This window comes from Asinibacterium sp. OR53 (genome assembly GCF_000515315.1).
Taxonomy (GTDB): domain Bacteria; phylum Bacteroidota; class Bacteroidia; order Chitinophagales; family Chitinophagaceae; genus Sediminibacterium.
Genome location: NZ_KI911562.1, coordinates 2,351,864 through 2,374,997 on the forward strand (window position 1 = coordinate 2,351,864; position 23,134 = coordinate 2,374,997).

A 23,134-nucleotide genomic window follows, 5' to 3' on the forward strand; every position below is an offset into this window, starting at 1 on the left:
TGCTTTCAAAATGTATTGTATCTTAGTTCTTACACAGCAGGTGGTATATCGATGGAACTTGCCAAACTGTTGTGATTTGCTTTCAAAATGTATTGTATCTTAGTTCTTACACAGCAGCCTTGTTTTCACTAATGTTATTTCTCTTGTTGTGATTTGCTTTCAAAATGTATTGTATCTTAGTTCTTACACAGCACGGAACCAAATGGCAACTATCTGCAAGTAGTTGTGATTTGCTTTCAAAATGTATTGTATCTTAGTTCTTACACAGCACGGAACCAAATGGCAACTATCTGCAAGTAGTTGTGATTTGCTTTCAAAATGTATTGTATCTTAGTTCTTACACAGCCGTGACGGCGGCAACGCAGAACGCGACCCGGTTGTGATTTGCTTTCAAAATGTATTGTATCTTAGTTCTTACACAGCTCGTTAACACACGCCTTTCCTCGTCATATCGTTGTGATTTGCTTTCAAAATGTATTGTATCTTAGTTCTTACACAGCGATCGAACTGAAATACTTCCGGCCTGTATGGTTGTGATTTGCTTTCAAAATGTATTGTATCTTAGTTCTTACACAGCACAACGTAAACGGTAACGCATTCAACACGGGTTGTGATTTGCTTTCAAAATGTATTGTATCTTAGTTCTTACACAGCATGGAGAAGACCGGGGGGATGGCACTATTTGTTGTGATTTGCTTTCAAAATGTATTGTATCTTAGTTCTTACACAGCTGAATGAAAATTTGGAAATTGGTATTGCTGTTGTGATTTGCTTTCAAAATGTATTGTATCTTAGTTCTTACACAGCTGGTGATATAAGCAGTTTTTTATCACAGCAGTTGTGATTTGCTTTCAAAATGTATTGTATCTTAGTTCTTACACAGCTAGTAGTTATAAACATTGGTTGAAACATATGTTGTGATTTGCTTTCAAAATGTATTGTATCTTAGTTCTTACACAGCTGATTAATGATGTGGCAGGTGGTAATGTGGTTGTGATTTGCTTTCAAAATGTATTGTATCTTAGTTCTTACACAGCGCGCGCTGCTGTAAACCTTGCATACGGTCTGTTGTGATTTGCTTTCAAAATGTATTGTATCTTAGTTCTTACACAGCGTTCCCGATTATCGCTACACCTGACAATTTGTTGTGATTTGCTTTCAAAATGTATTGTATCTTAGTTCTTACACAGCATAGACGCATCCGGTAACAACACATGGACAGTTGTGATTTGCTTTCAAAATGTATTGTATCTTAGTTCTTACACAGCGCCCCGGTTCTTTTCAGTTTCACCACGGGCGTTGTGATTTGCTTTCAAAATGTATTGTATCTTAGTTCTTACACAGCACGATTTGATAAAATCCTTATCTGTACTGTGTTTGAGCCGAGTAATAGGATGAGAAAAAGAGCTTTCAAGTGTTTTTTTCTCATCCTATTTCTATTTTCAGAACATTGCAAGCTGCTGGACGGGTGCTTGGGTACTTTTGGACTCTCTGCAATAGAATAATTCGATCATACCGAACTGTTTATCAGTAAGTTGGAAAATTCCCACATGCCCTTTAGCCGGTAAAAAGCTTTTTACGCGTTTGATATGTGCGTCTGCGTTCTCGCGGCTAGGACAGTGTCGCATATAAATGCTAAACTGGAACATCTGGAAACCATCAACAAGTAGTTTTTTCCGGAAATTGGCATAGGCTTTCCGGTCTTTTTTTGTGTCAGTCGGCAGGTCAAATAATACTAAAACCCACATAATCCGGTAAGCATTTAAACGAGTATGGTAATGACTACTCATGGTAGGCTCGCAAATTCTGGATAGTCTATTTTCCGAGTCTTACCCTCAAAACATCGTGCGAGGCTAGCAGTAGTACGTTGTACAGCTACCATTAAGGGACTTTTTTCATCACGTATCCTTACATCCATTGCCGGAATACCAAGCAAACTCTTCTTAACGGAAGGACTTAATTCCGCAGACGCTCCATTCATCCTGATAATATCCCATACCAGTTTATCAACGAATGGTCGATATGGCTCCATGATATCATCTGCCAGGCAATAAGCATTGTACTGGTTGCGATGAAAAATACCCAGGGTGGGTAGAAGTCCGCTAGCCACCAGGCTACGAGCCACTAAGGCACGCAAGATGGCATAACCATAGTTTAACAGATTATTGGGCGGTAAGCCTTCGCGTTCCCGTTTAAATCCCATTCCAACTCCTGTATGTGTAAATAAATGTTTCCAGTAATATGCCGCGGCAAGAGCTTCGTGATTATCGGGATCTCCACTTTTTACTTCCCTGGCCCAGTTCACAAGGTTCTGGCAGTGCAACCTTTGCCAGTTTAATACCCCAGCCTGGTTACTGATTTTGGCGCTTATGGTCTGTTGCCAAAGCTGTTTTTTCAAAGGCACAGATGCTTCTATTTGTGCAGTAAAGCGGGCACTTTGTAAGGTATGACCATCTAAATTTAACAACAAACCGGTAGGATGGTGAGTGGCATCGCAACTGATGAAAGCAACATTGCCGGATAATAATTTCGACAGCAATGCTGACGAAATAGTGATCTGTTGATGATCGGTAATCAGTACTCCGATATCTTCAATCGGCACTTGTTTGACTTCCCCAGTCTCAGGGCTCTCAAATACTAATTGTTCGTTCCTGGTTTTGAGATAAGCGGGATTGCCGAAGTATAAGGTGCGTTTGATCATAATTTTGAAATATTCCCTAAACGGTCTGTCTTTAATTTGTAACAATGTTCTTTAATGGATAATCCATCCAAAGATGTCTCCAATTTATTCAATTGGGTAAATTCATTTTTGTCGACTATAGATTTTGCAACTATATGTGGAATTGCATATAATCTATTATTCGTAAAACTCACAACTTTATAAATACATCGAGAATCGAAGGTCGGTTGGATATTACTTTGCTTATCATTCTCAGACGAGACATATACTAAATCATTCGGGGAAAACTGAAATAATAATTTTTCTCCTGTTTCATTTTGCAATGGAACTGAACTTAATCCTTGTTTTTGCCGTTCGATAATAATGTTCAAAGGAATAGTTTCATATGTTCTATTCCCATTTTCATCTGTGTAGATGGCGAAGAATAAGTTAGTCCCCTTGGCAGCTTCAACAAATTTTACCTTTTTATTGCCAGTTTGGCCTACATTAAATTTGTTGCCTTTCGGTTCATAGGTACGAACTTTTAAAATAGGCTGATGAAATTTTCCTCCATTAAGCATCATGATATTCTTGTTCATTTCCTCAATTCCTTCGGGAGAAAATGCCAGTAGCTGTGCCGGTATTTCTTTTCCCTTCTTGTCTGATTGTCCTTTATAGTTTTTCAAGTGATTAAGAAGGATTTTTTGAATACCTGTATCAGTGATTGTATCCTTGATCCGATCTTCATCAAATGTGTCATTTAAGGGGACTCTTGAAGCAACGTTGTCCTTCTCCCAATAATATATTTCAACTTTTGAAATATCTTTCTCGTTCCATTTATAATTTAAATCTTTAAAGTGCTTACTTAGTTTCTTTTTATCCCAGCCGACTTTCTGCAGTTTTTGTATCTCCTTTTTAAGACCCTCATCAACGATGTCTGCAATAGCATCTAACGAGACATTCAATGAGACTGTTTTCTTCTTTTTTAATTTGACTAGACCCGAAATAGTATCTTTATGCATAGACTTCCGTATTGCCCAGTTCGTGCCCTTTTGCTCCTGTAATTCTTTTACTTTTATTCCATTTTTATCTACCCATTTTTCATAATAATTAGTGGCCTTATTGATTACACGAAGATTCTGCTTAAAGCTTACGACAATATGTTCTAATGCACTTTTTGCGTCTGCAGTAAAGCTTGCCCATGGTTTTTTAAAAATCCATTCATAATTCTGATCTGAATCTTTATTGTGTTTTTTGTCACATAACTTAGTTCTCAAATCATAACGAATTGTTTGTTTTTCTTCTTTCGTTTTCCCTTTGCGTAATGCATGTTCATTATTCATATAATTAACGTGCTCTCTCGTAGCGCATGCAATGACCAGAGCATCCATTGCATGGTGACGATGGTCAATCCTTTTCTTCGAAAATCCTTTTGACAGATCTAGCGGAACAGCTGGTAATAGTTTCTGATGATTTTCATTCCATGTAGTAAAATGCGTGGTGTTCATCAATTGGTTCATTCGTTCAAATCGAGGTAAGATTAATTCATTCCATACATCATTCAAACCCCAGTCCTGTTTCAGTTCAGTGGTAATTTTCCCGTTACCGGGGATGATATTTTTTGAGTTTACACCATCATCGTTGCTTTCTGATCGCACAATATTGGATAACAAGTTAGAAATGAATTTACTGATATATCGTGTGTCATTCATTTGCCGTTCTATCATCTTTTCAGGAATGTCTTCCATTAAGAGCTTATTACGTTTGCTTCTGTTTTTTGCATAATGCTGTTTTACAAAGTCTTCATAGTCTTCCACTTCAAGCACCTGAACAACTTTGTCCATTCCGATTAACACTTTTTCGCCGTGATGATTCTTGATAAACTCCAGACCAATTTGGTTATCCTTTAACTTGTTGACTGCCGCTTCGCAAATCACTTTATTGCTAAAACTATCGTCAAAATACCGGCTTTGTGGAATAATATGCTCTATTTCATATTCTGGGGTAAACAGTTTATTTAATGGTATCATTTCACCTGTATAGGGTGAGCGGTATTTTTGCTCAAGCCAAAGCTTATAACGTTTCAAATCGGAGGATGATGGCTGGGCTGTTTTGCTTATTTTTAGAATATCCTCCTCAATTTCAATGTCAGCATTGAGAACGCCTTCTTCAAAGATTTTCAGAATTTCCTGTTGCATCGGAGAATATGGACGTACATTTTCTACTTGAGGATCATTCTTTAACTCTGCTAATAAGGACTTAATTCGAAGGTTGGTGTTTTCATTTTCTGTAATCTGATTAGTGATACCCTTTCTATCTGCCGCAGTGTTTTTCATTTCACGTCCTAGCTCGATATGTATCTCGTTAAAAAAGTCTTTCGTTCCATTTCCATATTTGACCCAAATGTCTTTTACAACCCGCAGGGTCTCTGTAATAACCTGTTCTACGATGGGGTTACGGAGCGAATGCTGTCTGAAGGATTTTAAATAGTCCTCTAAGTCCTTCGCAGAATTCCACTTTTCCGAAATATCAGCTTCGGAATGTCTGTTGTAAACTATATACTGAGCCAGCCATAAGGGTAATCCCTGGAAATCGCTTCTTGCACGAAGCTGGTGCTTGTCTGCTTTCTCTTTGACGATTTGCCTGATCTCATCATTGGCTTCAGCATCAATAATATGATCTATCCTGATTTGAACTTCTTTGTCAATGGTATCCCAGTTCCAGTATTTTCCAACTCTTAATAGTGGTAGGAGTTTTTTGATAGCTTTTTCCGAAAATGAGCCATATTCGCTTTTAAAAGGCGGGAATTTTCTGAATATATCTACAAAACTATCTTCATCTAAACTGTGCTTTGCTGCAAAAGACTTTAATGCCTTTTCGTAATCATGTTTATCTGTTACAGAATAGACTAGATGCCAGAATGATTGCTCGATTCCCCTTGTCAGGAAATTTTCGGAAATACCCTTTATTTTTGTCAGCTTTTCTCGAATGAGTGTGGCGGTTTCGTTGCAGGGATATTGTTTGTCTTCTACATAGTTCCAGCGGAATTTTTCAACTTCAGCGTTTAGCAGCTTGCCTTTTAATCCTTTTTGTTCGAGAAGGTATTTTATTAGTGGCTTTTGTTCGATTTCTTTTCTGTTGTTCAGAAAGTCAAACAAATTTTCCATATCCCCGATACTGCTTAGAAATTCCTTACTAACATTGGTGTCGTCATCTTTCTTGTAAACAGATAAATTGTACATCCATTGCCATATTCTGAATTCCTGATAATAAGGATTGGACTTAGGGATAGCTTTTAGGTATTGCTTTTGTTTATTACCGTTTTCATCTTTAAAATTTCTAAATTCTAATGAGCAATTACTAATTGAAGATTTTTGGCTACGCAAAGGTCGTTGGTAAAAGATGATATCGTTTATAAAGAGATGCACGAAATCTCTTTTACTTAAGGATGATTGCTGGGATTCATTATTTCGGTATAGCTCTCTGATGCAATCACTATATAGATCAGAAGTAAAAAGCTCGGGCTGTAATTCGATTTGCTTTTCAAGTATCCTTCTTAATTCTTCTTTATAGAACTTACGTTCAATGGTACGAACCAGCTTGCCTTTTATTTTTTGGTTTGGATTTTGAAGAAGTGTGTCATAAATGAAGGCGCCAACGGTTTTTCCCGATTGATCGATTTCTTGCTCTGTTTTTTTCTTTAGTAAGGTCCAGTCATCTTCTCCGGGTGCCCGAAAACTTCTTTTTTCTTTTCCTTCTTTATCTGTTTTTATTGAACCATCATTATTTAAGTCAGTAGTTACAATAAAATCACGGATTTTATCTTTCCAATCGAACAAAGGTGTTTTGCTTTGGCGTCGATAAATCCAGCCATGTTCAAGTATCAAAGAATACCAAATATCTGTTTTGTCTTTCTGGATTTCATCAGCAATGACATCAATAATTTTCAGCGAATGAAATTCGATCTTCTTATTAGGATTGTCTCCTTCTTCTTCGCCGCGTAATTGATAGTAGCCACGCTTTTGATTAAAATTCAATAAAATCCAAGCCAGCTCTTCTTTTTCAATTTTTTTTGATAAGGCTTTTTTTCGCAGGTAATAAATTGCCCAATCATAAGGAACCAGTTTGGGTTTTCCTTTTTCATTTACTAATACATGCGGCTGGTGCTGACGGAAATCAGCCAGCATTTCATCAAAGGATGTTTTGAAAATGAATTCTTTGTTTTTATAAGTTAGTTTTAGTTCTGTTTCTTCTTTGAATTTCCCCAAATGCTTTTCAAAATCTATCTGTGATACATAATGTTCTGGTAAAAAGTTCAATATATTTAATACTCTGTGAAGCCTTTCTCTACGCAATAAATACCTTTCTCTTAATCTTCTTGCGTTTCTAAAACTTGTTCGCTCTGCGGTTTGAGAGATGGAGCTGCCTTCGGCAAACTTTCCTAAAGTTCCTTGATCCATTGGAATGATTCTGCTTCCTATTCCAAGAATCTCCCCTTGTTTATTCTCGAAATCCTGTAGAATTAATGCCCATCCAATAGAATTTGTTCCTAGGTCAAGGCCTAAAATTTTTTTGTTCATATGACAGATGGTTTGTATTTTCGATTACATTTTGAAGCAAATCACAATAAGGATTATTCCGTTGTGAAAACATTAAAAGCGGCGCAAGTCGCTTTCTTTTTTAGGATATCTGGAAGTCGTTTTACGGTTGGTTACATTAGGGGGAGGGGGGTAACCGGTCAGCTAATTTAAATCTTTTTCAAATAAATAAAAATATCGTAATAAAAAAAGGAACGATGTTAAGTGTCATTCCTTTTTAACTTTTGTTTCCTAAACTGGCATTAGGGGTACAATAGGTACTTTTTTCGCATTTCCTTATAGGCCTTTAATCCTGGCTCCCAGCTTTTGCGAATGTCGTTTGCTGAAAGACCTGCTACGATCTGTTCTTTAAAGCTGGTGGTGCCTGCGAGCTTGTCGATATTGCCCATCTCTTTACTCTGCTTGTAATCGAAGAATTTTTCTTTATGAGGATATGCTTTGTACAATTCGATCATCCATTCTATGTGCAGTTGTTTGCTCTTTCGCAGGCTCGTAACAGAATACTTGCGCAGATCAAGCCCAAAACAGGCCTTGTTCATGTGCAGCGGCGTTTCTGCCATTCCCTTGATACTGGTAGGTGTGAAAGAAAAAGAATAACCTTTTAGATCAGGGTTGCCCAAAACAGTAAATGGAAAATAGGTACCTCTTCCCTGGCTAAGCACCGTTCCTTCAAACAGGCACAAAGTAGGGTAGAGCAGTATCGATTGCTGTGTATTGAGATTGGGAGATGGTTTTACAGGCAAAGTATACTCCATGTTGTGGTTATAATTGGCCACAGGTATGATGCGGATATTGCACTTTAGACCATTGGGCAGCCATCCTTCGCCATTCACCATCTGAGCAAACTCGCCAATGGTAAGTCCGTGTGCGATGGGAATGGGAAACATGCCGATGCCCGATTTCAGTTTCATATCGAGTATGGGGCCGTCTATCAGGTAGCCATTGGGATTGGGCCTGTCGAGTATGAGCAATTCCTTGTTGTTTTCTGCACATGCTTCCATCAGCCTGGCCAGCGCATTGATGTTGGTATAAAAACGGCAACCTACATCCTGCAGGTCGTATACCAGAATATCGATATCAGCTAGGTCGGCCTGGCTGGGTTTGCTTTTTCCTGATCCATACAATGAGATCAGCGGGATACCTGTAGCCGAATCTATTTCATCTGCTACTTTGGCGCCCGCGCTTGCGTTGCCACGAAAGCCGTGCTCGGGGCCAAAAGCTTTTACAATATGAACACCCAGCTTTAATAAGCTATCTACAATATGTACGTTCTTTTTACCAATAACGGCGGTGGGGTTCGCCAATATACCTACTCGCTTACCTTTCAGGTAAGGAACGTATTTTTCGGTTTGTTCAGCTCCTGTCTTAATAACTGCAGCTCCGGCATTGAAAGATGTACTCAACCATACAAAGAAAAATAAAACAAGATGCACTGTTCGCATAAAAAATGATTGAGGTCTAAATATACAGATTTGCGGTTTATACCTGTTTTTTGCAGGAATCTGCGTAAGCAATTAATTTTTTCTGTTATTTACAGCCATACCAAACACAAGGTTGAGACAAAAATAAGTTTCCATATTTGGAAACTATTGTTTAACTTTGTAAAATCTAAACTGTGAGGTATTTTGAAACGAGGTTTTTAGAAGAGGCTTCCATTTTTATCAATGAATTGAATCCGAAGATCGTAAACAAGCTATTGTACAATATTGCAATAGCTGAGCAATCCACTGATCCACGTTTGTTTAAAAAGCTTCACAATGATATATGGGAAATACGCGTGAGATATGCATTGCAACAAGTTAGGCTGCTGGCTTTTTGGGATAAAACAGATGCCAATAACACGTTAGTGTTGGCTACCCATGGTTTTATAAAGAAAGTAGATAAAGTGCCTGCCAATGAGATTGCCAGGGCACTGCGTATCAGGGAAAAATATTTTGAAGAAAAAAAACACCTAAACATTATTCAGCATGGAAAAAACAAAAATGAAATCTTATAGTCTATCTGAAATGATAGATAAGCATGTAGGCAAACGTGGTACCAAAGCCAGGGAAGATTTCGAGTACAAACTCAACATGGCCTTATTGAGCAACATGATCAAAAAAGCAAGACAGGAACGCAACCTTACCCAGGCACAACTGGGAGAACTGGTAGGCGTACAAAAAGCACAAATATCCAAGCTGGAAAACAATGCTAACAACGCTTCCATAGAGACCATCCTTAAGATATTCAAGGCGCTGCAGGCAGAGATCTATTTTTCAGTTACTATTGGCGGTAAGCAGCTATCGCTTACTTAACGGATATCGCCGTTCGCACCAAAAGAAAAGCGGCTATTCCGAAGAACAACCGCTTTATAATGAAAGGAAAATGCAATCTGCTTAATTATCGTCGCCGAGATTCAAAGGATAAGTATAAGATCCTTCGAAGCCGGGATAGAACCCGTCGAGACGGATATTGCTGCCTTTGTATACAGACAACAATTCTTTCAATTCATCTATATTCTTCACTTCTTTTCCATTCACACCTGTGATCACGAATCCGTCCTGCATCCTGGTTTTTTTCAGCATACCATCACCTACTTTTTTAACGAGTACACCACCTGCAATCTCATTGGCCTGGGCTACTTTTTTGTCGAGATTTTCCAAAGTGCCACCCAGTTTTTCTATGAGGCTGCTGTTCTTCACCATATCGGTATTACCGGCTTTGTTTTTCAGCACAACACTGGCGGTGCTTTCTTTACCGGCACGTTTGTAAGTGAGGTTGATCTTGTCACCAGGTTTGTAACGCGCTACCTGCTCCTGCAGTTCCGGACCATTGGTAACAGGAACGCCATTGATCCTGGTAACGATATCTCCTTTTTTCAGTCCCGCTGCCGCTGCCGCGCCTCCTGCCGGAATTGCAGTAGCATACACGCCTTCACCTTCTCTCAGTGAAACCCCCAGCTCTTTTTCCAACTGCCGCTTATCATCATCACTCATGTTTTCGAGCGGCGCATACTGGATGCCAATATAAGCGCGTTGTACGGTGCCGAACTTCACAATATCAGTCACGATTTTCTTCACAATATTTACCGGAATGGCATAAGAGTATCCCGCATAAGAACCCGTAGGAGAAGCGATGGCCGAGTTGATGCCTACCAATTCACCAGAGGTATTGATGAGTGCGCCACCACTGTTGCCGGGATTAACGGCCGCATCGGTCTGGATAAACGATTCTACCGGTGTTTGGCTTTGACGGCCATTGATGCCGATGGACCTTGATTTGGCACTTACGATACCGGCTGTTACCGTAACATCGAGTGTAAGCGGATAACCGATAGCCAGTACCCACTGACCCAGTTTCAATTCGTCGCTATTACCATATACCAGGTAAGGGAATCCTTTTCCTTCGATTTTAATAACGGCCAGATCGCTGCTGGGGTCGGCGCCGATCACTGAAGCTTTATAAGATTTTTTATTGGCAAGGGTTACATTGATCTCATCGGCTCCGTCGATCACGTGGTTGTTGGTTACGATATAACCATCATCCGTGATCAGCACACCGCTACCGCTGGCCTGCTGCTCGGGTATCACCCTGGGACCTCCAAAGAAATCACCCAAATCATCACCAAACAGATCGGAGAAAGGATTACGCTGTTTGCGGTTATTATTGTTTACCTGTCGTGCCTTTGTTTTTGTTTTGATATGCACAACGGCGGGAGTGCCTGTGGTAGCCGCAGGCGTAAAGTCTACAATGGCACCGTTATTACTGCCATTTCCGAAAAAGCCTGCATAGTTCACAGGTAATTTGCCGGCATCCTGTACGCCTGCATGCTGGTGTTCCATGTATTTACCATATCCCCAAACACTCGCAACAGCAGTGCCCGCACTGATGGCTACAACGGCTAAAATGTTTTTAAAATTCATGTTCATGGTCTTTAAATTAATTCAGGTACGTCAAATGATATGCCTATTGGATAGCAAATAAACAAAGCTGTTTAATTGTCAGTACACCGGTCAACGCATTTAACAAATGTTTTACGGCGATCCTCGTAGATCCGGGGATTAAAGTTAGCAAATTTTACAGTGCTGTTAAGAACCGGAGGGTATCTACGCCATCGGCATAGTCGCCAAGGGAAGGACGTTGCGCTTCACCAAAAGCAAGGGCGCCATGACCTACCACACATTGGATATCGTTGTTATTTTTTAACCGATCCCATACGGCTGCTGTATCCTTGTAATACTGGTAATGCACCTGGCTTACCGGCGAGAAAGGAGAGGTGTTTTCAGTCAAAATGACGGAATCATTGTTCATATAGTACTTATTGCCCATGATGAGCAGCGCCAGGTGGTAATCGTAATTGTGCTTGTACTTATGGAAGTCAAGGAAATATTCATATTTTTTTAAAGTGGTCAGCAGGGGAATAAAATCATATTTTTCCGGTACATACAATTGCGTGATGTTCCGGCATCCGAGTCCGAAATACAACTGTATATCTTCTGCCAGCGCTTCCAGTTCGGTCCTGGTTTCAGAACCGTCCAATACGCCTACGGAAGTCCGGTTTCGACGGATGATATGCGGGTATTTGCCGAAATAATATTCAAAATAACGCCCTGAATTGTTGCTGCCGGTAGCGATATAAGCGCCGCAACCCTTTAACTGCCCGGCAAAAGCAACCCGTTCGGCTACAGACGGCTCCCATTGACTGAGCTGTTCCACCAGGTGCCTGATCAGGACTTCGTCTTTAGAAGAAGCTTTGATCAATACAGAATGGCCGCTCAGGAAAACGCAGAGAAAATCATGAAAGCCTACCAGGGGAATATTACCTGCCATGACCAATCCTACTGTTTGCACTTTTGCAGGCGTATCCGGCAGGTTATATGATCCCACCCAAGCCTCCAGCAGGGGCGCCTGTAAGAACCGGGTACAGATACTATCGACCGACCGGTTGATGAATTCCGGGATGAACCAGGCATTTTCGCGGTAAGCCCTTGCTTTGACGTTCTCCCATCCGGCATCCGTTCCCTGCATGTAGACACCTAATCGGACCATCAACTGAATTCGTTCTTGTAAAGTCATTTGTCAACCGTATTTTTGGAACTGCAAATGTAAAATCACTAATCCAACAAACTCCTTTTTTGTATGGCAATCAAAATAACAGAAGAATGTATCAACTGCGGCGCCTGTGAGCCCGAATGTCCGAATAACGCAATCTACGAGGGTGGGGTGGAATGGGCCATTGCCGATGGAACCACTGTTAAAGGCGAATTTACCCTGATGGACGGCTCGGTTGTAGAAGCTGATAAGCGTTTTGAACCCATCAGCGTAGATACTTACTATATAACCCCCAATAAATGCACCGAATGCCAGGGTTTCCATGAAGAACCCCAGTGTGCAGCCGTATGTCCGGTTGACTGCTGTGTACCTGATGAGATGTACCGCGAAACAGTAGACGAACTGCTGGCCAAGAAGGAAAAAATGCACATCTAATGCACAGGCACCTGTGCTAAACTTTGAGGGGGAAATACTTGCAAAAGAGCGTGGATTTGCTTAGCTTAGTCCTAATTAATTGTTGCCATTCAAAGAGACAACAACTTGTAACGGCGGGTGATATTTCCTGCCAACGTGAGGTGAAGAGACGGGGAGTTTCTTCACCTTTTTTTATCATCCTCCTCCCTATATTTGCCTACATGTTCGTCATCCTGAGCGTGCGAAGCGAGTCGAAGGATCTGCCGAATCTTCAGTGAGATCCCTCGGTTGCATTCGGGATGACGTTAAAAACAAGGAAATGAAAAAAAAGATAGCCCTGGTAACAGGAGGCTTGAGCAACGAAGCACAGATCAGTTATAAAAGCGCTATTACCGTTGGCAACAATGTAGACAGGGAGCGGTTCGATGTGTATCGGATCGATATCAATGCAACCGGCTGGTGGTATGAACCTGTGCAGGGAGAAAAATCGAAAGTCAACCGCGACGATTTCTCTGTCATTGATAACGGCAACAAGATCAACTTCGATGCGATACTACTTTGTATTCATGGTACGCCGGGAGAAGATGGCAAGTTGCAGGGATATTTCGATATGCTTGGGTTGCCCTATACCAGTTGCGATGCGGCTACTTCAGCGCTTACTTTCAACAAAAGATATACAGTGGCTGTTGCTGCATTCGGTGGCATACATGTTGCACACTCCAAACATATTTTCAGGCATACACCGGTATCGCCCGAAACCATACTGACTGCATTGAAACTGCCTGTGTTCGTGAAACCCAATAACGGCGGCAGCAGCATCGGCATGAGTAAAGTGAATGTGGCGACTGAGCTGGAAGGCGCGCTGCAAAAGGCTTTCCGGGAAGACGACCAGGTGCTGGTAGAAGAATATATCAGCGGACGCGAATTCACGATCGGCGTATTCAAGTCGAAAGGAAAGATCATGGTGCTGCCCATTACGGAAGTGAGCACGCAAAACGAGTTCTTCGATTTCGAAGCGAAGTACCAGGGCAAAAGCGTTGAAACAACACCCGCGTTGATTGATGATGCGATGAAAATAAAACTGGAAGCGGCCGCTAAAAAAGTGTATGAAGTGCTGAATTGCCGTGGTGTGGTACGCATCGATTTTATTTACAATGAAGCACAGGGACAACCTTATATGCTGGAAGTGAATACGGTTCCGGGACAAAGTGAAGCCAGCATCATTCCGCAACAAGTGAAGACCATGGGATGGAACCTGAAAGATTTTTATTCTGCATTGATAGATGAAGTCCTTAATTAATAAGTAAGCATGAGTAACCTGGTTAAAAGAATTACTGGAAAATCCATTTGGGTAAACATACTCGCAGCGATCGGTATCCTCGTTGTATTACTGATCCTTTTTTTCAGTTCATTGGGATGGCTCACGGGCTACGGAAAAGTGGAGAAAGTGCCATCGGTAACAGGACAAAACGTGCTTGCTGCCCAACAGATACTGCAAGCCAAAGGATTTGATGTGGTGATACAGGATTCATTGTATATCGACAGCATTCCCAAACAAGCCGTGATCCGCCAGTCTCCCGAGGCAGACGCTACTGTGAAATCCGGCCGCGCCATTTATCTTACCGTCAACCGCAGTATTCCCCCGCAGGTAGAAATGCCCAATATGGCAGGTTTTTCCATCAGAAGTGCGGAAATGTACCTGCGCAGCCTGGGATTGAAGCTGGGTGAAGTAACATACAAGCCTGATATAGCACGTAACTCTGTGTTGGAACAGTATTACAACGGCGCCCAGGTAACAGCCGGAACCAAGATACCGTTGGGTAGTACCATTAGTTTTGTACTGGGAAGCGGTGTAGGCGGCAGTGATATCCCTGTGCCCGACCTGGTAGGCATGACGTTGCTGGAAGCGCGCACTTACCTCGCTACGGTGAATGTGAACATTGGTTCTATTGTTGCTACGGATGCCATCAAAGATTCAGCTGCAGCTTTTATAGTGAAGCAGTCGCCCACGGTTTTGTCTGATGTGCTGGGGCCAACCGGACAAAAAGTACCCAATAAGATCAGGCAGGGGCAGGTGATGGATATTTACATCAGTTCCATAGCGCCTGTAAGGGATTCAACAGCAGCGCAGCCGCCGGTAAATCATTAAGCCAGGTTGACTTCCCGTTCAAGATGAATACCGAATTTTTCATGTACACTGTTGATAATATCGGTTGAGAGTTGCACTATTTCAGCGCCTGTGGCACTGCCATAATTCACCAATACCAGCGCCTGGCGTGCGTGACAGCCGGCATCACCTTTCCGGTAACCTTTCCAGCCGCATTGTTCTATCAGCCAACCGGCGGCAACTTTCGTTTGGCCTGTACCTGCAGGATAGCCAACAATCGCGGGGAATGATTGTTGCAATTGTTCAAACTGAAGGTTGGAAATGGCGGGGTTTTTGAAAAAACTGCCGGCATTACCGATCTCGGCAGGGTCTGGTAACTTGCTGCGCCTGATGCGTATCACTGCCTCTGAAATGGCTTTTATGGAAAGTTCCTGCACACCCATTTTTTCCAGTTCCTGTTCTATTGCCCCATAGCTCGTGTTGAACACCGGCTTTTTGCGTAAGCGGAAAGTGACGTTCAAAATGATGAACTGGTCTTTGAATTTGTTTTTGAAAACACTTTCGCGATAGGCGAATGAGCAGTCGGCAAGCGTAAAGGTTACCAGCTTTCGCTCTTCGCGATGAAAAGCTTCCAGCTCATGAAATACGTCTTTGATCTCCACACCATAGGCGCCGATGTTCTGCATCGGAGAGGCACCCACATTACCGGGAATCAAACTGAGGTTTTCAACGCCGGCATAACCTTGCGCTATGCAATGCATCACAAACTGGTGCCAGTTCTCACCGGCAGCGGCTTTCACGTAAAAATAATTGTCATCTTCATCTATGAGACGGATGCCTTTGCATTCGTTTTTCAATACCCATCCATTAAAGTCGCCGGTGAAAAGAATATTACTTCCGCCGCCGAGCACCAGCATTTGTTCATGACCGGCAACACCAAGCAGTTCCTCCAACACCATCACCGATTCAAAAGCAGCAAAATATTTTGCTTTCACATCGATGGCAAAACTATTGTATGGTTTGAGTGATAAGTGCTGGCTGATTTGCATGAGATGAAGTTAGTATAATGATTAAACAGGGTCTGCATCGGGCTGTATCACAACCGCCCTGTATCTTTTATTGGATTGTATGATGACTGTTTGCTGGTGAATTTCTTTTTTGCACTGATGGATGAAGCGACTGTCTTTCGGCAGCTTGAGCAGTATTTCCCAAAGGTATTGATTGCGTATACGATCTACCACGGGTTGTGCAGGACCGGAAAGATATTTGCCAAAATGGGTTTTCAATCCCTGCGCCATGATATGGGCGGCTTCTTCGGCAATATGTTTTTCCCTGTGTTTGAAAACCAGGCGGATCAGCCTGGTAAAGGGTGGATAGTCGAATGCTTTCCTGTTATGCAATTCAAATTCAAACAACCCGGTATAACGATGGTCTTTCACGAATTGCAAAACCGGGTGCTGCAGATTGCTTACCTGTATCAGCACTTTCCCTTCATCGTCTTTACGGCCGGCTCTTCCGCTCACCTGTTCCATCAACTGAAATGCCCTTTCATTGACCCTGAAATCGGTGAAGTTGAGAATGCCATCGGCATCAACAATGCACACCAGGTTCACGTGTTCAAAATCCAGTCCCTTTACCACCATCTGTGTACCCACCAGCAGATCAATACGCTGCTGTTCAAATAATTTGATCAGCGCATCGTGATCGTGTTTGCCTTTGACGCTGTCGTAATCCATCCGGGCGGTCCTGGCTTCGGGAAATGTTTCGCCCAGCAATTCTTCTACCTGTTCCGTACCAAAATTTTTCTGTGTGAAATGATGGTTGCCGCAGGCCAGGCAGGTCTGTATCACCGGGTAAATGGTGCCGCAATAATGACAAACCAGTTGATTTCTTGTTTTGTGATAGGTAAGCGTTACATCGCAATCGCGGCATTGCGGTATCCATCCGCAGGTATCGCATACCTGGTACGGAGCATAGCCCCGTCTGTTCTGAAAAATAATGACCTGTTTCTTTGCGTCTAATGATGCCTGGATGGCATCGATGAGCGGCGGTGTAAATACAGGTTTTGGTTTAGCAGGGTATTTTTTTATGTCGATGAGTTCGATAGCGGGCAGACCTGCATCGCCAAATCTTTCAGCAAGGGTTACCAGTCCGTATTTATCCTGCATGCAATTGAAATAACTTTCCACCGAAGGCGTAGCACTCCCCAGCAACACCCTGGCGCCAAACAAAGAGGCGTAATAAATAGCGGCGTCTCTTGCATGATAGCGGGGCGCAGGTTCCTGTTGTTTATAGGAAGCATCGTGCTCTTCATCGGCAATGATCATACCCAGTTCCCTGAAAGGAAGAAAAAGAGCCGAGCGAGCGCCCAATACTACTTTGATATCGCCCGACTTTACTTTGTTCCAGATCTCTACCCGTTCATTGGGATTGAATTTGGAGTGATAAATGGCAATGTACCCGCCGAAATGTTTTTGCAGGCGACGGATGGTTTGTGCAGTGAGTGCGATCTCCGGCAGCAGGTACAATACTTGTTTGCCCTGCATGATCTGTTCTTCGATGAGTTTAATATAGATCTGTGTTTTGCCGCTGGCTGTTACACCATGCAATAAAGTAACCTGTTTGTGTTCCAGGGTTTCCCTGATGGCAGCAAGGGCTTTTTCCTGTGCAGGAGAAAGTGTGAAATCGATAGCGATATTTTTGGGCAAAGGGCTGATGCGGTCAATGGCTCTTTTTTCGGCAACCAGGATATTTTTTTCCAGCAACCCCTTCAGTTGTGCATCGGAAGCGCCTGATTTTTTCAGCAGTTCTGCTTTGGTTACTTCACCTGCTGTCTTTACGAGGTGCAGGTAAGCGAGCAGTAGTTCCATTTGTTTAGGTGCCCGGCTCCAGTTATTCAGCAAGTCCGCCAACTGGTCTTCGTTCCGATATGCGGCCGCTAAAGAAATATATGTTTCTGTTTTGACTTTGTATTTCTGCTTCAATTCTTCCCACACATAACAGATATTCTTCTCTATGAGTTTCTTGATAACAGGATAAACAACAGCGGCATCCAGCAACTGCTGTACTTCGCCCAGCCGCAATTCTTTTTTGAGTTCCAGCGCTTCCGTAACCAGGTATTCGGCGTCGGAAAGATCAGAAGGCGCATAGTCTGCCGCTTCATTCCAGATAAGCACGCTCTCGCTCGATAATTTCAGGTTGGCAGGAACGGCTGCCTGCATCACTTCCCCCTCGCTGCACATGTAATAATCCGCTACCCATTCCCACAACTGCAGTTGGGAAGTATAGAGCAGCGGCTCGGGGTCCAGCACGTTTAAAATGTCTTTGGGTTGAAAGGATTCCGGCTTAGATGGCAATACGCGTTTTACAATACCGGCATATTTTTTATTCCTGCCCAGCACTACTTCCACACGTACGCCAGGTTGCACGGCATCCTGCAAATGCGGGGGTACCGACCAGGTGTAATTTTTGGGAAGGGCGAGTGGTATGATGACTTCTACAAACAAATCAACCTAATTTCTTCAAAAATAAGCTTTAAGCTGTTGGATAGTTGCGATAGCGTCTGAGTGCCGCATCCATTGCATCGTATACTTGTTGTTTTAAAGACAGGATGTCTTTCATGGTAAGACCCGCTACAGGAATTTCTTCCAGGAAAACAACCCGGCTGGGACCGGGTGTGAGTTCGAAGATGCTGCGGTAATGCAGGCGATCAACCGTGTCTACCAGTAAAACGGGTTTGATGGGTGTGGCTGTTTCAATGGCAACACGAAAAGCACCATCGAAAAAATTTTTCAGCGGGTGACCTGTTTCGTTGAAAGTGCCTTCGGGGAAAATAAAGATGGAAATGCCATGCCGCAATGCCGCTTTAAGCGCCCGGATGCTCCTCGCCCTTGTTTCGGCATTGCTGCGGTTAACGAGTATCACAGCGGCACGATAGATCCATCCGAATACCGGTATCCGGGTCATTTCGGCTTTACCCAATACCCTGATCGGCTGGTGAGCGATTAGTACCAGTGGCGGAATATCCATATAAGAAATATGGTTGGCTACGAAGATGTATTGCTTTTGCCAGTTGTGCGGCACTTCATAGATCTCCCGGTGTTGCACGCCGATGAGAAAGTACCAGATCTTTCCCCAGATCATACAGAGCAGATAAATGGTGTTACCCCCGCGGATCTTTCCCAACAGTAATGCAAGCAATACCAATGGGAATATAAGGAGCATCAGTATAATAAAAAGCAGGAGTGCATAAATACAATACAGGTACTGCAGCAGACGTAACAGTCTTTTCATTGGCCTAACTTAAGTAAAAACCCACAAAAAAGCCCGCCATAGCTTTAGCAAAGGCGGGCTTCATCAGGTATTTAAAAAATATTGCAGAGCGAATCAGGCAACATTTTTTACTTCTTTCTTAGCCAGTAACAGGGCGAATACGCCAATACAGGCAATAAGACCAATAACCAGTAATGAACCTTCATTGGTTACATCCAGGGTTGATTGTGCTGCTAACAAATTCATGGTTTAATTTTTTATTCGTAATAAAAGAACACCACAAAGTTGAACCAAAAAAGTACAGCTTTTACATAGTGTGCCCACACAGAATCGATGGGTTATGTAGTATGAAAAATGATAATAAATATTTTAGGCGGACTATCGGGCCTGTTTAAAACATGAGATGGCTTAAGAAGTTTTTTTTGAAGAAAATACTTAGAAAAGTAAAAGGTTGCTTATAATGAGTAGTTTACGAGGCGGGAAATTGTTGTCGGTAACGATTTAGTAATGGTGCTTATTGCATTCATTTTCTCTCAATTTCCTTGTAAATCAGTAGCAAATGTAAAAAAAAATTACCTGACTTCGGCATATCTCATGGAATTAATTCATAGTTAAGGCTAACATTTGTATTTGGATAAATACAGCCTGATAAAACGAACGTAACTATGAAATATCCCTTACAAACCATTGTTGCCGAAATTCAAAAGCAGGAAAGAAAATTATCTGCTGAAGCATCCAGCTTCATTGATGAGGCTTACAGAATGACAATCTATCTTCAGGAATTACTGCGTACCGTCAAAGAAGATGTATTGAAAGAAGGCTTTGCCAATAAAGCCGAAGAAATCCATTTTTTCAAACTGGTGAAACCGAACATTCTCGGAAAGCTGATTTACTACAACAAGGTTTATCGGATTGAAACAGCTTGCCCCGCAGATAACGGGAATTTGCATCAATGCTATTTTGCTTTACAACTCCGGGAGTTGAAACAGGAATATAAAGAGCATATCTGCAATTCGGATTTTTACAGGTATTATCGCTCCGGCAGGACTGACCGTGACGAAACCTATTATACGCTGGGAAATATCAATTACAATGATGGATTAAATAGCTTTGTTTTTGAGATTGACCCGCAATTCTCGACCTACTTTGATTACAAGGTGGCAAAAATCGTAGCCAATGAATTAATCTATAACTACCTCACGACAAAACTAAGCCCTGAACAAAGCCCGGATGCACTGTTGCAGGACAGTGATACCAAAGATATTTTTTGGACACAAACAAAAAATGCCCTCATAGAACTGATTTATGCGCTTCACGCTGTCGATGCTGTTTCACACGGCAAATTGGGCATTCGCAAAATCAGTATGGTGTTTCAAATCCTGTTCCGTGTTTCACTTAGCGACATTCATAATAGCTTCCATCGTATGAAGACCCGTGCAGGCTCACGTACTTTATTTTTAGACCAACTGAAATACAGTTTAGAGGAATACATGGATAAGGAAGATACGGCATAATCTTCCTTTTTAATTTAAGGAATAAGGACAGCATCATGGGTGCTGTCTTTTTTTTGCCCGTTTGCCTATATGTGTGTATAGACAAATCCACCCTTTGAAATACCCAACGCACATAGTAAAAAGCAAGAAACTGTTACACAGTAGGACTTTACAGCAATTGCAAAAAAAAATAAAAAAGTGCCTTTTTGATAGACACGTATCGGAAGACAGCCCCAGCCAAACGCTACAATTTTGTACAGTGAACATTAAGCAATTGTACAATGAATATTATAACCATAGAAGAAGAAACATGGAAGCAGCTTAACGAGCGCATCAAATCCATTAGCGAGTATATCCTGAAATTGGATAACACCAGCTACGATAGTCTTTGGCTCAATAACCATGAAGTCTGCCAATACCTCCGCATCAGCGAAAAGACCCTTTGGCGTATGCGTACCAAAGGTGAAATAGCCTATTCCAAAATGTACGGGCAATACTACTACACCATAGGAGCCATAAAGAATATGCTCAATGCCCATGCCGTACAGACCAGTGAGGAATATATGCAGGAGCTTATGGCAAAGGGCAAAAGCTACATCGAAAAAGGAAGAACGATAAAGTCGGGAAAATAATTAAAACGTACCAGCTATGAACATAGACAGAATGGAATTTTTTGCGTGGATGGAGCGTATCATGGAACGTTTCGATATTTTGAAACAACACATCATAGATATACAGAAGCAACGCAATACCATAGACGGCGAAGAACTTTTGGATAACCAAGACCTCTTGCAAATGTTGAAAATCAGCCACCGCTCCTTACAGCGTTACCGCTCATCCGGCAAGCTGCCATATTATACCATCAGCGGAAAATTGTACTACAAATTATCTGACGTACACCAGTTCATAAGGGATAGTGTAAATGCTCCCCTGCAACGCACAAAGGACAACGAGTGACAAACAGTGCCACACAAAGACAGGTACGGCTACGCCGTACCCGCTTCATTTATTTTCGGACGATAACATTTAAAATATCATTAGTATGAGCGAGCAAATAACAGAAACAGTGCAGCAAGAGCCGCAGCAAAGCACACCCCAAAATCCACAGCAAACTCCTGAACAGCTTTCGGATGTTTTGCTGGTGATGGATAAAGAAAAAAAGACCATCCAAGCAGTTACAGGTGTTGACGAAAACGGCAACCTGAAAACCGTTGATGCCAACAAGAAAAATCAAAACGCATTTATGCGGGTAGATAAGAGCGGCGATTTCTTTTCCAACTTCTTCTCCAACTTTTGGCGACAGCTTAAAGACCCTACCCGTTTTTCATTTTTCAAAGTTCCTGCACAGGATGCGGTTGAAACAGCCGAAAAAATGCAACAACAAGTGAATGCCCCTACCAAAGAAGGTGAGGCTATTATGGCAAAGCATGAAGTGAAGGAGCCAAAGGAACCACAACAAGAAAACAAAAAAGATATGGAAACAACACAAGTACCGCAGGCAAAGCCCGAAGCGACACAGGCAACACCTCCAACAAACGACTATCGTTTTAAAGCAGATGATATTGATTGGAAAACGCTGGCGCAAATCGGCATAACCAAAGAACGACTGGAAAAAGACAATACGCTGGAAATGCTTTTAAAGGGCTATAAGACCAATAAGGTCTATCCTGTGAGCATCAATTTTGGTTCTGCCATCATCCGTTCGGAAGCAAGGCTGGGACTTCAAAACGGAGAAAACGGAATGCCTGTATTTGTGATGTATGGCGTTCGCCACGAACCCAACCTGCATACGCCCTTTTTCGGGCATGAATTTACCAAAGAGGATAAAGAGAACCTGCTCAAAACCGGGAATATGGGGCGTGTGGTAGAATTGACCTATCCCAAGACCGGAGAAAAAATACCGTCCATTATCAGCATTGATAAACTGACAAAGGAAGTTATCGCCTTGCGGCAGGACTGGATAAAAGTTCCTGACGACATTGGAGGGGTAAAACTTAGTGCTGAACAAAAGCAAACTTTATACGAGGGAAAATCCATTTACATAGAGGGTATGGTTTCGCAGAAAGGGAAAACATTCAGCAGCGATATTCAATACAATGCCGATAAGCGTTTTCCTGAATACCTTTTTGAAAGAGGCGCAAATTACAAGCAATCCCAAAACCAGCAGCAGGCACAATCGCAGGACAATCCACGATTGTACAGGGGCAAGGAATTTAATGATGAGCAGTACAAAAAGCTCACGGAAGGCAAGACGATTTATGTTTCTGATTTCATGGATGGCAAAGGACAGCCTTATAAGGGCTACGTTACACTGAATGCCGAAACAGGCAAATATGATTTCAATTTCAGAAACCCGGACAAACTGAAAGACAAGATTGTTCCGGCAGATACCCACAAAACGCAGGTAGCCGTCAATTCGGAGGGGAAAACCAATGAGGCGACCAAGAATATCAACGAACCATTAAAATCCCAGCAAACCACTCCTATCAATGAGCAGCAGCAGGAACGACAGGAACCAGCTAAATCCAAAGGCATAAAAAGATAATCACTAAAAGAAAAA

General features: G+C 42.2%; 19 protein-coding genes and 1 CRISPR repeat array. Of the genes, 9 read left to right on the forward strand and 10 right to left on the reverse strand.

The features are described 5' to 3' along the window. Nucleotides 1-684: 684 nt before the first annotated feature. Nucleotides 685-1,345: direct repeats of the CRISPR family, unit length 47 nt; unit sequence GTTGTGATTTGCTTTCAAAATGTATTGTATCTTAGTTCTTACACAGC. 97 nt (nt 1,346-1,442) lie between these two features. From cas2 to SEDOR53_RS0110470, 4 genes are all read right to left on the reverse strand, one after another. After that, complete coding sequence (gene cas2 / locus SEDOR53_RS0110450) at nt 1,443-1,790, reverse strand: CRISPR-associated endonuclease Cas2 (protein ID WP_026769676.1); 348 nt, start codon at nt 1,788-1,790, stop codon at nt 1,443-1,445. Continuing rightward, the gene (cas1, locus tag SEDOR53_RS0110455) at nt 1,787-2,701 is read right to left on the reverse strand and encodes a type II CRISPR-associated endonuclease Cas1 (RefSeq protein WP_026769677.1); all 915 of its coding nucleotides are present in this window, start codon (nt 2,699-2,701) and stop codon (nt 1,787-1,789) included. The genes cas2 and cas1 overlap by 4 nt, the downstream gene beginning before the upstream one ends. Next, a complete protein-coding gene (cas9, locus tag SEDOR53_RS0110460) occupies nt 2,698-7,239 on the reverse strand; it encodes a type II CRISPR RNA-guided endonuclease Cas9 (protein WP_026769678.1) in 4,542 nt (1,513 codons plus the stop codon). The genes cas1 and cas9 overlap by 4 nt, the downstream gene beginning before the upstream one ends. Before the next feature lie 260 nt (nt 7,240-7,499). Continuing rightward, nucleotides 7,500-8,699 (reverse strand): exo-beta-N-acetylmuramidase NamZ domain-containing protein, encoded by a 1,200-nt coding sequence (locus SEDOR53_RS0110470; protein WP_037361047.1) that lies wholly within the window; start codon nt 8,697-8,699, stop codon nt 7,500-7,502. A gap of 173 nt (nt 8,700-8,872) precedes the next feature. Between SEDOR53_RS0110470 and SEDOR53_RS0110475 the strand changes: the two genes are divergently transcribed. Both SEDOR53_RS0110475 and SEDOR53_RS0110480 read left to right on the forward strand, forming a co-directional pair. Beyond that, a complete protein-coding gene (locus SEDOR53_RS0110475) occupies nt 8,873-9,253 on the forward strand; it encodes a type II toxin-antitoxin system RelE/ParE family toxin (RefSeq protein ID WP_026769680.1) in 381 nt (126 codons plus the stop codon). Next, nucleotides 9,225-9,551 (forward strand): helix-turn-helix transcriptional regulator, encoded by a 327-nt coding sequence (locus SEDOR53_RS0110480; RefSeq protein ID WP_026769681.1) that lies wholly within the window; start codon nt 9,225-9,227, stop codon nt 9,549-9,551. Before SEDOR53_RS0110475 ends, SEDOR53_RS0110480 begins: the two co-directional genes overlap by 29 nt. A gap of 81 nt (nt 9,552-9,632) precedes the next feature. Here the strand turns inward: SEDOR53_RS0110480 and SEDOR53_RS0110485 are convergent, their stop codons facing one another. Together SEDOR53_RS0110485 and SEDOR53_RS0110490 are read right to left on the reverse strand one after the other, a co-directional pair. After that, complete coding sequence (locus SEDOR53_RS0110485) at nt 9,633-11,165, reverse strand: trypsin-like peptidase domain-containing protein (protein WP_037361050.1); 1,533 nt, start codon at nt 11,163-11,165, stop codon at nt 9,633-9,635. Nucleotides 11,166-11,313: 148 nt separating this feature from the next. Then, nucleotides 11,314-12,312, reverse strand: a complete 999-nt coding sequence (locus tag SEDOR53_RS0110490; protein ID WP_026769683.1) for an acyl-CoA reductase — start codon at nt 12,310-12,312, stop codon at nt 11,314-11,316. Nucleotides 12,313-12,375: 63 nt separating this feature from the next. Here SEDOR53_RS0110490 and SEDOR53_RS0110495 point away from each other — a divergent pair, with 63 nt between their 5' ends. The 3 genes from SEDOR53_RS0110495 to SEDOR53_RS0110505 all read left to right on the forward strand — a co-directional run bounded on the left by SEDOR53_RS0110495 (nt 12,376) and on the right by SEDOR53_RS0110505 (nt 14,851). Then, on the forward strand, nt 12,376-12,723 hold the full coding sequence (locus SEDOR53_RS0110495) for a 4Fe-4S dicluster domain-containing protein (RefSeq protein ID WP_026769684.1): 348 nt from the start codon (nt 12,376-12,378) through the stop codon (nt 12,721-12,723). A gap of 298 nt (nt 12,724-13,021) precedes the next feature. Then, a complete protein-coding gene (locus SEDOR53_RS0110500; protein WP_026769685.1) occupies nt 13,022-14,002 on the forward strand; it encodes a D-alanine--D-alanine ligase in 981 nt (326 codons plus the stop codon). 9 nt (nt 14,003-14,011) lie between these two features. Then, complete coding sequence (locus SEDOR53_RS0110505) at nt 14,012-14,851, forward strand: PASTA domain-containing protein (protein WP_037361054.1); 840 nt, start codon at nt 14,012-14,014, stop codon at nt 14,849-14,851. Here the strand turns inward: SEDOR53_RS0110505 and murB are convergent. The 4 genes from murB to SEDOR53_RS19390 form a co-directional block, all read right to left on the reverse strand. Continuing rightward, the gene (gene murB / locus SEDOR53_RS0110510; protein WP_026769687.1) at nt 14,848-15,858 is read right to left on the reverse strand and encodes a UDP-N-acetylmuramate dehydrogenase; all 1,011 of its coding nucleotides are present in this window, start codon (nt 15,856-15,858) and stop codon (nt 14,848-14,850) included. The two genes, SEDOR53_RS0110505 and murB, sit on opposite strands and share 4 nt — an antisense overlap. 21 nt (nt 15,859-15,879) lie before the next feature. Further along, complete coding sequence (gene priA / locus SEDOR53_RS0110515; RefSeq protein ID WP_026769688.1) at nt 15,880-18,315, reverse strand: primosomal protein N'; 2,436 nt, start codon at nt 18,313-18,315, stop codon at nt 15,880-15,882. A 28-nt stretch (nt 18,316-18,343) separates the two neighbouring features. Further along, complete coding sequence (locus SEDOR53_RS0110520) at nt 18,344-19,102, reverse strand: 1-acyl-sn-glycerol-3-phosphate acyltransferase (protein WP_037361057.1); 759 nt, start codon at nt 19,100-19,102, stop codon at nt 18,344-18,346. Nucleotides 19,103-19,195: 93 nt separating this feature from the next. Continuing rightward, complete coding sequence (locus SEDOR53_RS19390; protein WP_255346345.1) at nt 19,196-19,327, reverse strand: hypothetical protein; 132 nt, start codon at nt 19,325-19,327, stop codon at nt 19,196-19,198. Nucleotides 19,328-19,746: 419 nt separating this feature from the next. Here SEDOR53_RS19390 and SEDOR53_RS0110530 point away from each other — a divergent pair, with 419 nt between their 5' ends. The 4 genes from SEDOR53_RS0110530 to SEDOR53_RS0110545 all read left to right on the forward strand — a co-directional run bounded on the left by SEDOR53_RS0110530 (nt 19,747) and on the right by SEDOR53_RS0110545 (nt 23,119). After that, nucleotides 19,747-20,595 (forward strand): RteC domain-containing protein, encoded by an 849-nt coding sequence (locus SEDOR53_RS0110530; RefSeq protein WP_026769690.1) that lies wholly within the window; start codon nt 19,747-19,749, stop codon nt 20,593-20,595. Nucleotides 20,596-20,855: 260 nt separating this feature from the next. Beyond that, nucleotides 20,856-21,206: a helix-turn-helix domain-containing protein gene (locus tag SEDOR53_RS0110535; RefSeq protein ID WP_026769691.1), complete on the forward strand. Its 351-nt coding sequence runs from the start codon at nt 20,856-20,858 to the stop codon at nt 21,204-21,206. A gap of 16 nt (nt 21,207-21,222) precedes the next feature. Further along, nucleotides 21,223-21,531: a helix-turn-helix domain-containing protein gene (locus tag SEDOR53_RS0110540; protein ID WP_026769692.1), complete on the forward strand. Its 309-nt coding sequence runs from the start codon at nt 21,223-21,225 to the stop codon at nt 21,529-21,531. An 85-nt stretch (nt 21,532-21,616) separates the two neighbouring features. Further along, the gene (locus SEDOR53_RS0110545; protein WP_051416598.1) at nt 21,617-23,119 is read left to right on the forward strand and encodes a DUF3945 domain-containing protein; all 1,503 of its coding nucleotides are present in this window, start codon (nt 21,617-21,619) and stop codon (nt 23,117-23,119) included. The last annotated feature ends 15 nt before the right edge of the window (nt 23,120-23,134 follow it).

Bases quoted from the DNA above. Each gene is read 5' to 3' on its own strand.
- SEDOR53_RS0110500 (WP_026769685.1), top strand. From the start codon at position 13,022: ATGAAAAAAAAGATAGCCCTGGTAACAGGAGGCTTGAGCAACGAAGCA.
- SEDOR53_RS0110505 (WP_037361054.1), top strand. From the start codon at position 14,012: ATGAGTAACCTGGTTAAAAGAATTACTGGAAAATCCATTTGGGTAAAC.
- SEDOR53_RS0110480 (WP_026769681.1), top strand. From the start codon at position 9,225: ATGGAAAAAACAAAAATGAAATCTTATAGTCTATCTGAAATGATAGAT.
- SEDOR53_RS0110545 (WP_051416598.1), top strand. From the start codon at position 21,617: ATGAGCGAGCAAATAACAGAAACAGTGCAGCAAGAGCCGCAGCAAAGC.
- SEDOR53_RS0110540 (WP_026769692.1), top strand. From the start codon at position 21,223: ATGAACATAGACAGAATGGAATTTTTTGCGTGGATGGAGCGTATCATG.
- SEDOR53_RS0110485 (WP_037361050.1), bottom strand. From the start codon at position 11,165: ATGAACATGAATTTTAAAAACATTTTAGCCGTTGTAGCCATCAGTGCG.
- SEDOR53_RS0110495 (WP_026769684.1), top strand. From the start codon at position 12,376: ATGGCAATCAAAATAACAGAAGAATGTATCAACTGCGGCGCCTGTGAG.
- murB (WP_026769687.1), bottom strand. From the start codon at position 15,858: ATGCAAATCAGCCAGCACTTATCACTCAAACCATACAATAGTTTTGCC.
- cas2 (WP_026769676.1), bottom strand. From the start codon at position 1,790: ATGAGTAGTCATTACCATACTCGTTTAAATGCTTACCGGATTATGTGG.
- cas9 (WP_026769678.1), bottom strand. From the start codon at position 7,239: ATGAACAAAAAAATTTTAGGCCTTGACCTAGGAACAAATTCTATTGGA.
- SEDOR53_RS0110520 (WP_037361057.1), bottom strand. From the start codon at position 19,102: ATGAAAAGACTGTTACGTCTGCTGCAGTACCTGTATTGTATTTATGCA.
- SEDOR53_RS0110535 (WP_026769691.1), top strand. From the start codon at position 20,856: ATGAATATTATAACCATAGAAGAAGAAACATGGAAGCAGCTTAACGAG.
- SEDOR53_RS19390 (WP_255346345.1), bottom strand. From the start codon at position 19,327: ATGAATTTGTTAGCAGCACAATCAACCCTGGATGTAACCAATGAAGGT.
- SEDOR53_RS0110530 (WP_026769690.1), top strand. From the start codon at position 19,747: ATGAAATATCCCTTACAAACCATTGTTGCCGAAATTCAAAAGCAGGAA.
- SEDOR53_RS0110470 (WP_037361047.1), bottom strand. From the start codon at position 8,699: ATGCGAACAGTGCATCTTGTTTTATTTTTCTTTGTATGGTTGAGTACA.
- cas1 (WP_026769677.1), bottom strand. From the start codon at position 2,701: ATGATCAAACGCACCTTATACTTCGGCAATCCCGCTTATCTCAAAACC.
- SEDOR53_RS0110490 (WP_026769683.1), bottom strand. From the start codon at position 12,312: ATGACTTTACAAGAACGAATTCAGTTGATGGTCCGATTAGGTGTCTAC.